Genomic DNA, 14,198 nt, shown 5'->3' with positions numbered 1-14,198 from the left:
GTTCGTAACCGAGAACTGGTGAAAGAACGTTTAATATAAAAAATGTAGCGCGATCCCTTTAAATAAAAGCTCTCCAATAGCATAATTATTAACCATAATTATCGCTTTTTAATCCTAAAGTCTAAGAGATCGTTAGAAAGTTACAAAAAATTACATTTGCAAATGTCCACAACCCTTTTTTTTAGATAGGATGAAGTATCCGTTATTCATTTAGTGTATTAATTTTCTATGGCAGCTGGAAAAAGTTGGACAAAGTCTTTATTCGTCGGTCTGTGGACTGGCCTTAATTTCACTCGCAAATTATTTTTTAATCTTATTTTTATCATACTTCTAATTGTCATTATTACTGCAATTATGAAAGACGACAATAAAATAACCATACCCACAGACTCAGCCCTAGTGCTTAAATTAGTAGGCGATGTGGTCATTGAAAAGAGAGCGGTTGATCCTTTCGAAGAGTTTATGCAACAAGCCTTTGAGGAAGAAGAAGATTCACCAGAAGTATTACTACAAGATGTATTACTGACAATCGACAATGCCAAACAAGATAGAAGGATCAAAGCCTTAGTTTTAGATTTGCACGGTCTTGGTGGTGCTGGCTTAGACAAGCTTGAGCAAATAGCGGTTGCCCTTGATAGCTTCAAAGAAAGTGAAAAGCCTATTTTTGCCATCGGGGACTATTTCACTCAAACACAATATTATTTAGCCAGCCATGCTGATCACATTTATCTTAACCCTATGGGTTTTATGTTATTTGAAGGCTATGGAAGATATGGCACTTATTTCAAATCGGCCATAGAAAAACTAAAAGCTGAAACCCACGTATTTAAAGTTGGTACGTATAAATCTGCGGTTGAACCGTATATTCGTGATGATATGTCTGATGCAGCTAAAGTAGCCAACAAGGCATGGTTAGACGGAATGTGGAGCCAGTATAAAACGGCTGTTGCTAAAGCTAGAGGTATAGACGAAAGTAACTTTGATGAAGAGCTTGATGTCTTTTTAGAAAAGTTTGAACAAGTTGGCGGAGACTTTGCCAAATACGCCCTAGATTTTGGCTGGGTAGATGCCCTTAAAACCCGTGAAGAAGTGCTACAAGAAATCATTGCCACTGTTGGTAAAAACGACGATGGCACCAGTTTCAACGGTATAAACTACAAAAATTATCTAAGCATCATTAACCCGCCTTTACCATCAATTGAAACCAATACAGATAAAGTCGGTATAGTGGTGGCCAAAGGAACCATTTTAAACGGTAATAAAAAACCCGGTGAAATTGGCGGCGACAGTACTGCGAGACTGTTACGCAAAGCCCGTTTAGACGACTCAGTTAAATCAGTTGTACTCTACGTAGACTCGCCAGGGGGCAGCGCTTTTGCCTCTGAAATTATCCGTCAAGAAGTTGAAAACCTGCAAGCAGTGGGCAAACCAGTAGTTGCCGTTATGAGTACCTATGCAGCGTCGGGTGGATACTGGATTTCTGCTGGTGCAGACAAAATTGTAGCCGCGCCAAGCACTATTACTGGCTCAATTGGTATTTTTGGTATGTTCTTAACCTTTGAGAACACCTTAGATTATCTAGGCGTGCATACTGATGGTGTGGGCACTACAGAGTTTGCTGGCATGGGTGTCACCCGTAGCCTTAACCCCAAAGTGGGCGAAATCATGCAAAGAGGAATTGAACATGGATACGACCAGTTTATTTCATTAGTAGCAGACAAAAGAGACTTTTCAAAAGAGTACGTAGACAGCATTGCTCAAGGCAGAGTTTGGATTGGCGATAAAGCCCTAGAACTTGGGTTAGTTGATGATTTAGGTTATCTGCAAGATGGTATTCAAGCTGCAGCTGAACTCGCTAGCTTGCAAGAATATGACACTCAATACATCAAACGCTCTTTAAGCCAAAGTGAACTATTTTGGAAACAATTATTCCAAAATGCAGCGGTTACCTTTGATGGCGCCTTCACATTAGAAAACGATAATGCCCTATTAGATTTAGTGAAAACCGTTACAGCTGATATTGAAGCGGTAAGTAAACTTAACGACCCTAAAGGTGTATATGCAATGTGTTTAACCTGTGAGCAATAGGCAGCATATGCGTTAACTACAGTCTTTACTCAACTATCAAAGCCCAATTTTTATTGGGCTTTTTACTGTCTAAAACTCTCCTACCCTTTTTAAAATGTCGCCCATGACTAAACTAACTGCGAATTAATACACATTTTGAGCAATTTATAATCAAACAAACCTAGTAAGTGACTGAAGGCCTTACATTTATCAAATCACTGTATTCATAGCCAACTAGGCTATGTTAGAATGCAGTGGTTGGCAGTTTGCAGCCAACAACACTTTGGGGCTGATTTTGGATTCGACAGGATTCTAGATGCTTTAGGTGCATGTCGAGGAGCGGTTTGCCTCGTAAAAAGCCGCATTTTAAATAGTCGCAAACGACGAAAACTACGCTCTAGCCGCTTAATAACCGGCTAAGCCCTTCCACTCATACTCTTTCTGCTAGTAGAGGTTCGGAAGGTCATCCCAGCAGGATAGCGAGGGAACCTTGTCTAAGGGTGAACCGCGAAACAGTATTAGGCCAGCTACAACGAAATCCTGTTTGTCGGAGTTCCACGTAGTTAAATAAATGACAAACTAAACATGTAGTACCGACGGTTGACGTCTTCTGGACGCGGGTTCAACTCCCGCCAGCTCCACCAAACCATTTAGCGGTCTAGACCAAACTAGACCGCTAAAGCCCTTTCCCTCCAAGGCTTTCAGCCAAAATACACTTTCACACCTCTGGGTCTATAAAAGTCCCGATAAGTCCTCAGAATGGCTTAAAAATGACATTGAATGTCGCGAGACTGTCACCTATTCCGACAGAATTACTCAAGGCATAGGCACTAAAGAATGTCGTAAATTCCGTGCTGAATTCTTCGAAAACCATTTTTCTGTATGTAACGAAATCGCTCATGAGTATGTGAGAATCAGTTCTAAAACCGATTATGTACAAGCAAATCTGTTTTTATTAGAAATAGAAAAACATACAACAATTGACGATTTAAACCTCGTCGATAATCAAAACCATCATATTTTTGCTGAAGAAAAATCAAAAACATGTGCGCGATTTAAACGCAACTTTCCTGAGCGATTAGCTTATAAGCTCTCAGCTCAACTGATGTCACGCTATAAACTCGGCCTCCCCAAAAATAAAAACATTACCATTAACTTGAATATGTTTTGTTGCGAAGATTATTGGCTTAAGCGTGTAAGAGCGGCCTCTTCAAGAGCTATTGAGCAAGTAAGGCGTATGACTGGCCTTATTAATAAAGCTAAAGGTATTTATTGTAGTGATAATGCCCGTGATAACTGGATGTGGCATAAAGAACAATCGCAAGCTTATTTAGAAAGTACTTATATCGAGAACGAAGACGGTCAAACATTTTCATTAGCTGATATTGCTAAAACAAATGTATCTAATCCAACTATTCGTCGCTGTGAAATGATGACTCGTATAAGAGGTTTTGAAGAAGTCGCAAAATTCAACGGTGATTTAGGTGACTTTTATACCATCACAACACCATCAAAAATGCACTCGCACAGCACCACTGGCATTAAAAACTCTAAATACAACAACACAACGTCTAAACAAGCTAATGATTACCTTTGCAATGTATGGGCACGTATCCGAGCAAAATTAGAAAGAGAACAAATTAAAATCTATGGAATTAGAGTAAGTGAGCCTCATCACGATGCGACCCCCCATTGGCACTTATTGCTATTTACGGCCCCAAAACATAGAGAACGAACCAGAGAAATTATCCAACACTATGCAATGTTCGAAGATGGAAATGAACCAGGGGCGGAAGAACATAGATACAAATGCATACCTATTGATCCAGCTAAAGGTGATGCAGCAGGTTACATAGCTAAATATGTAGCCAAAAATATAGACGGTGAATTCATTAAAACAGATTCATATGGAAATGAAGCCAAATCATCAGCACAGCGAATTACAGCGTGGGCAAACCTCAATGGCATTCGCCAGTTTCAGTTTATAGGAGGCCCAAGTGTCACATTATGGCGTCAACTACGTAGAGCCGAAGCGCAAGAGAATCAAGAACTAGAAGCATGTCGGAAAGTTGCTGACGCATCAGATTGGGCTGCTTATGTATTACTAATGGGCGGTATCAATAAAACTCGTCTAGAGCGCCCTATTCAATTGGAATACCAACAGCCCGAAAATGACATTGATTATGAAACAGGTGAAATCAATTTATGCACTGGTCGCTATGGAGCACCTTTATCCACTCCGATTATTGGATTCAAAGTTAGGAATATTATCGTCCCTATCAAACGCAAACTCTGGCTCCTAAAACCGTCACCACCCGATGATGATTGTTCTCTCGCGCGGGACGAGCGAGAGAACAATCTTCATCAGGTGGTCACCTTGGACTTGTGTAAATAACTGTACGGTACGTCTTAAAACTAAAAAATAGAGTAAATATGAAAACTGGAAGAAATGAAATTTGCCCATGTGGTAGTGGTAATAAATACAAAAAATGTTGTCTTAATAAGGAGCAAACTATGCAGCAAGCAATGCAAGCTATATCGCGGCAAAGAACCATAGGCACTCAAGATAACTACGAAGAAGACCCTGACTTAATTCAATACTTTGGTTACAACACTGAACGTAAAGAACACGAATCCCCTTTTGAATTACCAGAAGAAGGCCTCTGCTGCATGGTGTCATCAGTCAACCGAGACATTCAACGTGAGATTAACGCCAAGCTTGATTTCCCATTACTCAAATTGGGAAAAGGGCAATGGGTTATTACTGCAAACGTAGGAAACCAAGTTAAATTCAGTGGCCCATATGATTCAGACCAATTGGCAATGGAATCTGCCAAAGAGAAATTTGGTGCTATACGCTTTATGTCTACCCCTGAAATTTTCTAGAATATTCGCTCTTTAACAATTTGGTAATTCTATAGCCAAGGGATTACACTCTTGGCTTATTATCTGTTTCAACGACCTTAGTGACTAATTTGAACCTATATACTGATACTCCCCTAGCCTCTGCTATTTTTGAGTTATTTGAAAAGTTTAATGAGCAACTCGTTATTCACTTAAGTGAAAACCAATCTAATGGAGCTGTAACAGCGTTTATTTTTGGTGGGTGTGCCATTCATTTACTTACTAATGTTAGAGGTAGTGATGATGTTGATATTGAGGTTAGTTCCGCTGAGAGGCTTGATACTCACTCATTAATTTTAGAAGTGGACGACGTTTACTACACTGATCCCGTAGAGGGTGACAAGGTAATCAGTTTAGATGATACTTTTAATGTAGGTCTACCAACATTACACCCTGATTATAAAGAGCGGGTTATCCCCCTTTCAACAGGGGACACTGTTTTACATGTCTACTTAGTATCAGCAATAGACATAGCCATATCTAAACTTGAACGCTGCCAAGCCGATGATGTAACTGATATAGTCGCTTTATATAAGAAAGGGTATTTCACTGTTGAGGAGTTTGAACAACTCGCAGTTGAAGCTTCTGGCTATTCTATTAACCCAGAAAAATTGCGGTTAAATATTAGTCACGTTATAATCGAATGCGAAAAAAGTTAGCTTACTCAAGATAATAGAGACTATGCAAAATCTACAACAAGTATTTGAACAATTAGTACTCAATCCAGAGCACCCTAAAGCCTCAGAATGGTTAAAGGTTGTCGCTTTGGCATTTTGGTATGAAGATTTTGTTCCTACTACAGATAGTTTTTCAGGTGATGATGTTGCCCAAGCAGGGTTTGTGTTAGACAAACTATCTCGTTATTCGTGCACGCCTTTATCGTCTAAGCAACAAGTTAGAGATTATGTATTACCTACCCTTAAACTACATAGCCAATCAAAAACTGTAAATAGCAGTGATGCCTTGGCGATGGCTTGGGGAGTTAATTCAGACTTAAAATATTCATTTAAATCGTTATTACCCTACCAACGAAGAAGTTACCAACACGTAGCTTAATTCATTGTATTGAGGGGCCCCGTTTCGTCGGGGAGCAGATACAATGAATCTATTACCTCAGATGTTTACCTTGCTTAGTAATATGGTCAAAACTAAACACATGTTCTTGAGGAGCAATTGCACACCTCCCGACATAGCGGCCTTTAAACTCTCTACTTTTTTCAATAAATAATTCATCACCACATAAACCGCAACGCCCTTCATAGGCTAATAACTCAATTACTTTTGGTCTTAATACTTCTTGTTTGACTCTAGGCTTTCGAGTGGTCACAAAAAATAGATTTTTAATCCTAAATGGAGTAAATATATTTGGTGTTTTAGATACTCCTTTTTCCATTAGTTCGTACATTTGATAAAAAAGACCAGTAGAAGCCGCCAAAATAGCACCTAAGACCAATCCAACAGCAATTCCTGTAAATGATCCTTTTAAAACAAAGAATGGAATTAATGCGAAAGAAAACACACATAAAATTGCGACCGTAATAAACCAAAAGGCGTTTATCCCTTCAAGTTCTACTTTCATTAACGTTTTCATCCACCAAGTAGGTTTAGGTATTCTCACTACCTTATAAGAAACAACATTTGAAATATTATGAGTTTGAATATTTGAACTAGATTTTAAAATTAGTCCATGAGTCGTCTTTGCTCCCCCTTTTACATCATCAGTATTAAATTCCAATAAATGTTCACAACCCGACTCAATCATAAATAAAGACAAGCTTGAATCATCTTTCAATAAATCAATCAACTGACGACGATAGTTTCTAATTGTTGAAGGAGCTTTACCTGTAGAATCGGCTTTAGACCAAACTAGTTGATAGAGTTCGTCATGAGTAAAACGAATATCTGAAATATCAACGTCGTTACAAAGCTCAAGTGATTTTTCAACCAAAGCATCAAGTAATTGCTCCGCTTTTTTATGAACATTACGATTTTTCGATAAATATTGTTGAGCAATTAGTAAAACATTACGCAACCCCTGTTTATCTGGACTTTCAGACATTCCCTATCCTTTTTTCAACGGGTCTAATACGGGTATAACACCTGTTTTACCAGACCTTTTCAGCCCATTATAGCCCTGAATTTTATACGAGGGTATTTAGATGTACATCACAACAAACAAACTTTCAGAAATAACAGGCTACACGCCTGAAGCAATCCGCAACAAAGTTAAAAAAGGTGTTTGGCATAAAACCATTCACTACATAAAAGCGCCCGATGGGCGCTTGATGATGAACGTTGAAATGATCAATAAATGGATAGAAGGCAAAAATTAATGACAATAAAAAAAACAGAAAAAGGTTACGTAATAGATTTCACAATTGAACATCAAAGGTACAGAGAAACCATCCCTGCACCTCATAGTAAGACCATCGAAAAGAAATTAGGAGATCAAGAAGCCATTTATAAAATGGCTATAACTATCAATGACAAATCCTATTTGAACAAATACCCAAATAGCAAAATATTACAAAAAGCTTTTAGGTGTGAATCCGACTTATTCACAATCGATCAATACTCAAGTATTTGGTTTCAGCAAAAACAACGTAATTGGTCACACACCACGATTCGCGGTTATAGCCAAAAATACAATTCATATATAAAACCCAACTTTGGGCATATGCGACTAAAAGACTTTAAAGCTAGCATGTTTGATGAATGGGCTTCCAAACAAAGCTTATCGGGCAAATCTATTAATGAGGCTCGGAATGTCATTCATCAAATATTTAAACGTGCTTTCTTCGACGGGGTAATCGATAGTAACCCTGCAGAGCGCATTGAAAGATATAAACAAGACCACAAAGAGCCTGAGCCGTTTACAAAAAATGAGATAACTAAAATTTTAGCCGCTTTAGAAACACCCTATCGTCAGTTTTTTCAATTTGCCATTTGGACTGGTTTACGAACAGGTGAATTGCTTGGTTTGCGGTGGCAAGACATAGATCTTGATAATGGTCTAGCGCACATAAGAACCAATATTACTCAAGGCAAAGAAAAAGAGCCTAAAACAAAAGGTAGCATCCGAAAAGTAGAACTGCTTCCTGGAGCAATAGAGGCATTAAAATCTATAATTAATTCAAAATATTACGACAATTACAGAGTATTTGTTGATCCAAAAACTAAAACCACGTACAAATATGCTGACGGGTTAAGAAAGTACATTTGGATACCTGCTTTAAAAGCTGCAGGTGTCAAATATCGCTACCCCTATCAATGTCGTCATACGTTTGCTTCAACCATGCTTTCACAGGGAAGAAACCCTATGTGGGTAGCATCTCAAATGGGGCATGCTGATTGGGGGATGATAAGAAAAACATATGGTCGATGGATACAGTAAGAGGAAAAATAAATGAAAGTTAAAATTCAAGGATTCGAACTAAAGTTTTCAAATGGAATTGAGATTCCAGAGTTTTTTCAATTGCTAGAGTCCAATGAAGGAAAATCACAAGTTCATCATGACGATGAATACCTCTACTTGGTAGATATCAAAGATAATTACATAATTGGTTTAATTCTTCGGTTTAGTAATATAAAAAAATTTATCACTACATCTCGCGGAGTTGATGGAAAACTCCTAATTAAAATACCCGATTTGACTGATGAAAATCTAGAAGATACAGAAGCAAGTATTTTTTGTATTAACCCAGATACAATGCGAGGCGCTTTTTATACATATAGAAGAAGCTTAACTAAATCACTTTTAACAAGCTTTTTCAGAAGTAATCACAATTTTCTAAAAAGTAAAATACTTGCTGATTTAACAAATGAATACTCCCAATTTGACCCAAAAAAAAGAAAAAATGCATCGAAAAAAGCAAAGGAGCAAGTTCATGGCTATTTTAAATTTGATCTCATTGCAACCCCTGCAACTTTAAATACACTTTTAGATTCATACGACGAAATTTCACAAATGTCTGTCGGAGTCAAAGAAGGTCTGCCTGATGCAGGTATATACAGTCCTGCAGAACCTTTCGTGAGTTCCACTAATTTAACAACTAAATTTGAGAAGAGTAAATTACAAAGCAATTTGGAACTAATAAAGGCATTCGTAAGAAAGGCAACTAAAAAACTAAACAAAGAAGATGCATTAAAACTTTATGGCAAATTAGAAAATGGTTCATCTCAATGGCTGGCTATTGGAGAGAACATTAATGAGTTTGAAGTTTTCGAGTTTGATCGATATGTGGATATGCTCCCCGATAAAGATGAAGAATGGAATAACTATGTAAATTGCCCAGCTACAATTAGGTTAATCAACTTGTTAAAATCAGATACAGCAATATTTGGAGATCAACCTATAAATTCTGACTGGCGTTTACCCAGTGCAAAAACAGAAAATCAGCAAGTGCTTCTACAGGAGTTAGATGAAGCTTCATGATTTGTGAAATCTTGGTTTCTGTAACAAAATACCACTCAGCAATATTACAACCACTTTTTATTAGTGGCTTTACGATTTCTTCGTTTTTATTTTCAATGAAAGCTACAATCATAACTACTTTAAAAAAAGACGTATATGATACTGATGAGCATAAAAAGCAAATCGAACAGCGAATAAAACATGGGGTAGATATTACTTATTACGAATCATTAGAGAGTTTTTCAAATCTACTGATGAAAGCTATATATTTATCATTCGCTAGTTCTATACTAAATATTAGTTTAGGTTTTGTTTCACATTGGATAACTGCACTGATATGTTTATCTGCGACACTTTTTTCTTGGTGGTTTCTTTTAAAAGCAATGATTCAGGTTCAATCCAATTGGAAAACTGCACTTAAGTACGCTGAAAAGAAAGTTAAGAAAGAAAGAGATACTAATTTCGACACAAACTCTAATAAAGAATCATAACCGATTGAAAATTAAATGAAAAATAATAGTTCAACTCCCGCCAGCTCCACCAAAAGAATAAAAAAAGGCTGATTCATCAGCCTTTTTTTATGCCTGAAAGAAAGTGGATAAAAACAAAAGCCCTTCATGATATGGGCTTAGTTGCGCATAGTGCGCAGAGAATACCCAGAAAAAAGCTATCAATGAGCTGTTTTAAACCCTGCCCTTGTCTATCAATTTTATATTTTAACGGATCTTGCCCTACAAAATTTCAGCCTACTCAATTAAAGATGTAGTGATTTTGGAAACATCAGAGTATCTATTCTCGCAGCTTTAGTTTGCTGAGCAGCGCCAGCCCAAATTATACAAGCTAGCCTTGCTTAATATTGTTAAGCAAAGTCCTCTTTTAACCAAGGCAATATGGATAAAATAAAGACCTCAACATCTTCAGGTTGCTCAGCTTGATAACTGTAAACACGAATACCAAAAATGACGAGCATGAGCTGTTTTGAATAGTGCACACTGATCTCATCAGAGAATATTGTCTTTAAGTTGGTGCAGTAATTGGCTTCGATTTTTGCAAATTCTTCGGAAACATTAGTCAGTATCGACTCATTGTGAGCTGACAATTCCAATTGCGTTTTAACTAAAAAGCAACCACAGTAATCCTTGGCTTGGGCCTCTTCGAACAAGTCCACCAGTATCGACTTTATGCCATCAAGAACACTTGAACTGCCTTCTATACGCTTGTTTACGGTCGTAATAGTGGCCGCCGCATAGCGACTCAGGGCAAGCAAGTATAAGCCTTCTTTACTTTCGAATTCTCGATACAAGCTACCAGGGCGTAACCCCGTGGCTTGTAACAATTGCTGCATAGAGGTTCCATGATAACCATATTGCCAAAATGTATTGATTGCCTGCTCAAGTACGACATTCGCATCGAATTTTTTAATCGCCATAACGCTCATTACTTTATTGAGTACAGGGATATTTAATAACATTTTGAATGGTTATTCAAATTGATATTGACAAACATTGCTTACGGAAATAACATTTTGAACGTTCATTCAAAAATAAACTTAATCTCAAGGAAACCATATGAGTCTTAAAGAGCAACTAACTGAAGTGCGCGAAGCATCTGCTAAAAACATCCCTGCTGAAAAGCTATCTGTAATGCTGGCTGAAGTCGAAGCTCTAAAAGCTAGAGAGCTTGAGAAGCTTGCTCCAAAAGTGGGTGACGTATTTCCTGCATTTTCTCTTTCAGACCAAGTTGGCAACTCAGTTACCTTGTCAGAAAAGCTATCTCAAGGCCCAGTGGTACTAACATTTTATCGTGGCGGTTGGTGCCCATACTGCAACCTAGAATTGCGTGCGTACCAAAGCGTGCTTGACGACATCACATCACAAGGTGCTAGCTTACTGGCCATTACACCTGAGCTACCTGATGCATCACTTTCTACAGCAGAAAAAAATGCGCTAACCTTCTCTGTATTGTCTGATCCTAATTCTGAGTTTTCTAAAACCTTAGGTCTAGTGTTTACTCTACCGGACTCACTCAAGCCAATTTACAGTGGGTTTGGCATTGAAGTGGAAGCTCATAATGGCAAAGGCGCTTTCGAACTACCTTATGCAGCAACCTATGTCATCGCCCCATCAGGCAAAATAATATTTGCTGATGTGAATGCTGATTACACACAGCGCGCAGAGCCTAGCGAAGTGGTTGAATCGTTGAAACAACTCTAAAAACGTGGCAATAACTGACTAAGAGGAAACGTTAAAATGACTCGTTCATTCAAACTATTAGTATCGGCCGCTATGATAGCTACCAGTGCATTTAGCCTAAACATTGCAGCAGCCGATAAAGTACGGCAACTTGAAGTAGTTGCCACCCTCAGTGCCGAAACGCCTCCGGGCAACATTGCTGTGGGATCTGATGGCCGAATATTTCTGAGTATTCACCAATTTTACGGCAAATCTCTACGAATCGTTGAGCTTTTACCAGATGGAACAACCAAACCTTACCCCAATGAAAACTGGGCATATGCGGCTCAAAGCCGAGAGTCTGCGGGTCTTTACGGGGTACTTGGAATAAATATCGATACCAATGGCATTTTGTGGTTGTTAGACACATCTGGGCCTGACCACGCAGGCCGGTTAGTAGGGTGGAACACCAAGAAAGAACAACTGCATAAAATCATTTACTTAGCTAAGCCTGTGATTACTAAATCAAGCTTTCTAAATGACTTAGCGATTGATAGCAAAAACAACGCAATTTATATCGCTGATACGGGCACGGCTTCAATCGTTGTTGTTGACTTGAAAACCGGCATTGCTCGCCGAGTATTGAAAGAGTCGAAGTCAACTAAAGCAGAAGACATCGATATGGTCATTGATGAGAAAACTGTCTACCTAAACGGCCAACCAGTTCGCATGGGCGTAAACCCAATTACCATAGACAGTAACTTTGAATACGTTTACTACGGTTCGATGTCTGGCACAAGCTTGTACCGAATTGCGACCAAAGACTTATTAGATAAAACGCTATCAGACCAAGCGCTAGACAAAAAAGTGCAACGTTATGGTGACAAACCCATTTCTGACGGCATAACAATGGATAACTCTGGCAATGTGTATGTCACATCAATAACAAACGACGCAATCGGTTACACTCAAGCAAATGGTCAATATAAAACCCTTGTTCAGCGCGATGACGTGTCATGGCCTGATGGGCTTGCAGTTGGTTTAGATAATTACATCTATGGCACTGTGAATGAACTGCACCGCTCTCCCGTATTAAATAACGGCAAAGACGGTACTCAGGGCGAATTTAAAGTCGTACGCTTTAAGGCATTATCTGATGCCAATACCGGCCGATAATTAGACCGGTAATATCGCGCATCCTAAGTAAAAACTTGAAGCGTTATACACTTATTTAAAAAAGAGTGTAACGCTTCAATCTTAAACGTTGATCTGTAATAAATAGCTGTACTGAACAGGTGTAATTGACCATGATAAAGGTTAAAGAAGCGGCTTCCCGAAAGACTAAAAAGGCATTTACTACAAAGCACTACGCTGCACAGAGAACAAAAAGAACCCACCCCAAGTTCGGATAGTAACGCCCCTGCCCTGAGCTAACTATTTTACTGTTGAATTACCCTGCTCCCACAGGTCTAGATTATAAATGTGATTTTGCTGTAGTTGTTAAAAATAACCTTGTTCTACCCCAGACATGTAAAGCTTAACTACCTAGTTCAGACTTTCTGCGCCACAAACGCTTGTGCTTCTGGTGACAAACAACGGCTTGATAAATAAGACTTGCCTGCCTCAAGGTGCAACAACCAGCCTTGGCTAGTTTGTTCAATTTTTATAATATCGCCCCAAGCGATAAAGCTTTTAACATAGGCTGATTGGCTACGAATTCCCTCTTCATCTATGGTTAAGGTCAATTCATTATTGGCCGCCTTACTTATCATTTGCCTCGCCAACCACCAAGATTTTTGAAAACGCACACTTAAGACCTCTACCCCAGCCCAGGCAATAACAAACCAAGAGATGTATGGATTAAGCTCTGTGGCTAACAGCAATATCGCCCCCAGCACTCCTAAAATAATGGATTTTAAATAGGCTTTTTGAGGTGCAACTTCAGTGACGGTTTGGTCAAAGGTTTCGCTGAAATGGCTTTTATCCAGTATATAACGGGTTGAATATTCGAAAGGTTGAGTCATTTGAAATTATGGCTAAAGCAAAACCCTAGTGTATCCATTAGTTTGGTCGCTAGATAGATATTTTCTTGTGCAATTGTAAATGCGGGAAAAAGAAGTGCTGGTAACAAAAAAGCAAACTCCCTTACGATGGGCGTCGATGTAAGCATCCAAAGTATCTAGCCCAATACAAATAACTTTTTTCAGTTTTCAAACTGTATTGTTTTGTTCTTATTTCTGTTCGAATTGCCTCAATAAAAGCTGACATAAATCACTCACTATTGCACTGTATTTTTATACAGTTGCAATGCGTATTTTCAATACTTTCCATTTTTCACTGTTATTATTTGTGAAAAAATATAATTGAAAATAGCCCAATTGATTTTATCTCATTGTTTTTGTTGAAGTTAATAATCTTAGTGAAAATATAATATTCTGTATTTATCCAGACTCGTGATTTCTACATGGTACGCTAATAAAAAATTTACCTTTAAAAGCTATTAAGTATATGAAAAGATGAAATAAATTAATTGCCAGAATCATTATTCTGTTTATTCCTAAAGTGGCTTAAACGTGCGGTCTGGCTAATATACTGTTATGTGTTTTTGTAGTTTGGGTGACAGCCTAAATATTAAAGGATTA

General features: G+C 38.3%; 14 protein-coding genes and 1 other RNA gene. 12 read left to right on the top strand and 3 right to left on the bottom strand.

The window, feature by feature from the left end:
* Positions 1-228 precede the first annotated feature (228 nt).
* The 6 genes from sppA to ABJD71_RS14930 all read left to right on the top strand — a co-directional run bounded on the left by sppA (position 229) and on the right by ABJD71_RS14930 (position 6,027).
* On the top strand, positions 229-2,088 hold the full coding sequence (sppA, locus tag ABJD71_RS14955; RefSeq protein ID WP_348171079.1) for a signal peptide peptidase SppA: 1,860 nt from the start codon (positions 229-231) through the stop codon (positions 2,086-2,088).
* Positions 2,089-2,352: 264 nt separating this feature from the next.
* Positions 2,353-2,711: a transfer-messenger RNA gene (gene ssrA / locus ABJD71_RS14950) on the top strand.
* A gap of 263 nt (positions 2,712-2,974) precedes the next feature.
* Complete coding sequence (locus ABJD71_RS14945) at positions 2,975-4,462, top strand: replication endonuclease (protein ID WP_348171076.1); 1,488 nt, start codon at positions 2,975-2,977, stop codon at positions 4,460-4,462.
* Positions 4,463-4,581: 119 nt separating this feature from the next.
* On the top strand, positions 4,582-4,953 hold the full coding sequence (locus ABJD71_RS14940; RefSeq protein WP_348171073.1) for a hypothetical protein: 372 nt from the start codon (positions 4,582-4,584) through the stop codon (positions 4,951-4,953).
* An 89-nt stretch (positions 4,954-5,042) separates the two neighbouring features.
* Positions 5,043-5,630: a DUF6036 family nucleotidyltransferase gene (locus ABJD71_RS14935; RefSeq protein ID WP_348171070.1), complete on the top strand. Its 588-nt coding sequence runs from the start codon at positions 5,043-5,045 to the stop codon at positions 5,628-5,630.
* A gap of 22 nt (positions 5,631-5,652) precedes the next feature.
* The gene (locus tag ABJD71_RS14930; RefSeq protein ID WP_348171067.1) at positions 5,653-6,027 is read left to right on the top strand and encodes a hypothetical protein; all 375 of its coding nucleotides are present in this window, start codon (positions 5,653-5,655) and stop codon (positions 6,025-6,027) included.
* 52 nt (positions 6,028-6,079) lie between these two features.
* On the opposite strand, the gene ABJD71_RS14925 is transcribed toward ABJD71_RS14930, so the two are convergent.
* Positions 6,080-7,030: a hypothetical protein gene (locus ABJD71_RS14925; RefSeq protein ID WP_348171064.1), complete on the bottom strand. Its 951-nt coding sequence runs from the start codon at positions 7,028-7,030 to the stop codon at positions 6,080-6,082.
* 100 nt (positions 7,031-7,130) lie between these two features.
* On the opposite strand from ABJD71_RS14925, the gene ABJD71_RS14920 reads away from it, so the two are divergent.
* From ABJD71_RS14920 to ABJD71_RS14905, 4 genes are read left to right on the top strand one after another with little or no spacing between them, the layout of a single operon-like run.
* Positions 7,131-7,304, top strand: coding sequence for an excisionase (locus tag ABJD71_RS14920; protein ID WP_348171061.1), 174 nt, complete (start codon positions 7,131-7,133; stop codon positions 7,302-7,304).
* Complete coding sequence (locus ABJD71_RS14915; protein WP_348171058.1) at positions 7,304-8,365, top strand: tyrosine-type recombinase/integrase; 1,062 nt, start codon at positions 7,304-7,306, stop codon at positions 8,363-8,365. The genes ABJD71_RS14920 and ABJD71_RS14915 overlap by 1 nt, the downstream gene beginning before the upstream one ends.
* A 12-nt stretch (positions 8,366-8,377) precedes the next feature.
* The gene (locus ABJD71_RS14910; RefSeq protein ID WP_348171055.1) at positions 8,378-9,406 is read left to right on the top strand and encodes a hypothetical protein; all 1,029 of its coding nucleotides are present in this window, start codon (positions 8,378-8,380) and stop codon (positions 9,404-9,406) included.
* Complete coding sequence (locus ABJD71_RS14905) at positions 9,403-9,876, top strand: hypothetical protein (RefSeq protein WP_348171052.1); 474 nt, start codon at positions 9,403-9,405, stop codon at positions 9,874-9,876. The genes ABJD71_RS14910 and ABJD71_RS14905 overlap by 4 nt, the downstream gene beginning before the upstream one ends.
* Positions 9,877-10,244: 368 nt before the next feature.
* Here the strand turns inward: ABJD71_RS14905 and ABJD71_RS14900 are convergent, their stop codons facing one another.
* Positions 10,245-10,814: a TetR/AcrR family transcriptional regulator gene (locus ABJD71_RS14900; protein WP_348171049.1), complete on the bottom strand. Its 570-nt coding sequence runs from the start codon at positions 10,812-10,814 to the stop codon at positions 10,245-10,247.
* Positions 10,815-10,953: 139 nt separating this feature from the next.
* Here ABJD71_RS14900 and ABJD71_RS14895 point away from each other — a divergent pair, with 139 nt between their 5' ends.
* Positions 10,954-11,598, top strand: coding sequence for a peroxiredoxin-like family protein (locus ABJD71_RS14895; RefSeq protein WP_348171046.1), 645 nt, complete (start codon positions 10,954-10,956; stop codon positions 11,596-11,598).
* 36 nt (positions 11,599-11,634) lie between these two features.
* Positions 11,635-12,732: an L-dopachrome tautomerase-related protein gene (locus tag ABJD71_RS14890; RefSeq protein ID WP_348171043.1), complete on the top strand. Its 1,098-nt coding sequence runs from the start codon at positions 11,635-11,637 to the stop codon at positions 12,730-12,732.
* Between the two features lie 374 nt (positions 12,733-13,106).
* Here the strand turns inward: ABJD71_RS14890 and ABJD71_RS14885 are convergent, their stop codons facing one another.
* Positions 13,107-13,580 carry a YcxB family protein gene (locus ABJD71_RS14885; RefSeq protein ID WP_348171040.1) on the bottom strand — a complete coding sequence of 158 codons (474 nt, stop codon included), beginning with the start codon at positions 13,578-13,580 and terminating at the stop codon, positions 13,107-13,109.
* Between the last annotated feature and the right edge of the window lie 618 nt (positions 13,581-14,198).

Origin of the sequence: Paraglaciecola sp. (assembly GCF_039943935.1) — a bacterium.
Lineage (GTDB): Bacteria > Pseudomonadota > Gammaproteobacteria > Enterobacterales > Alteromonadaceae > Paraglaciecola.
This window is presented reverse-complemented; position numbering and strand designations above follow the sequence as displayed.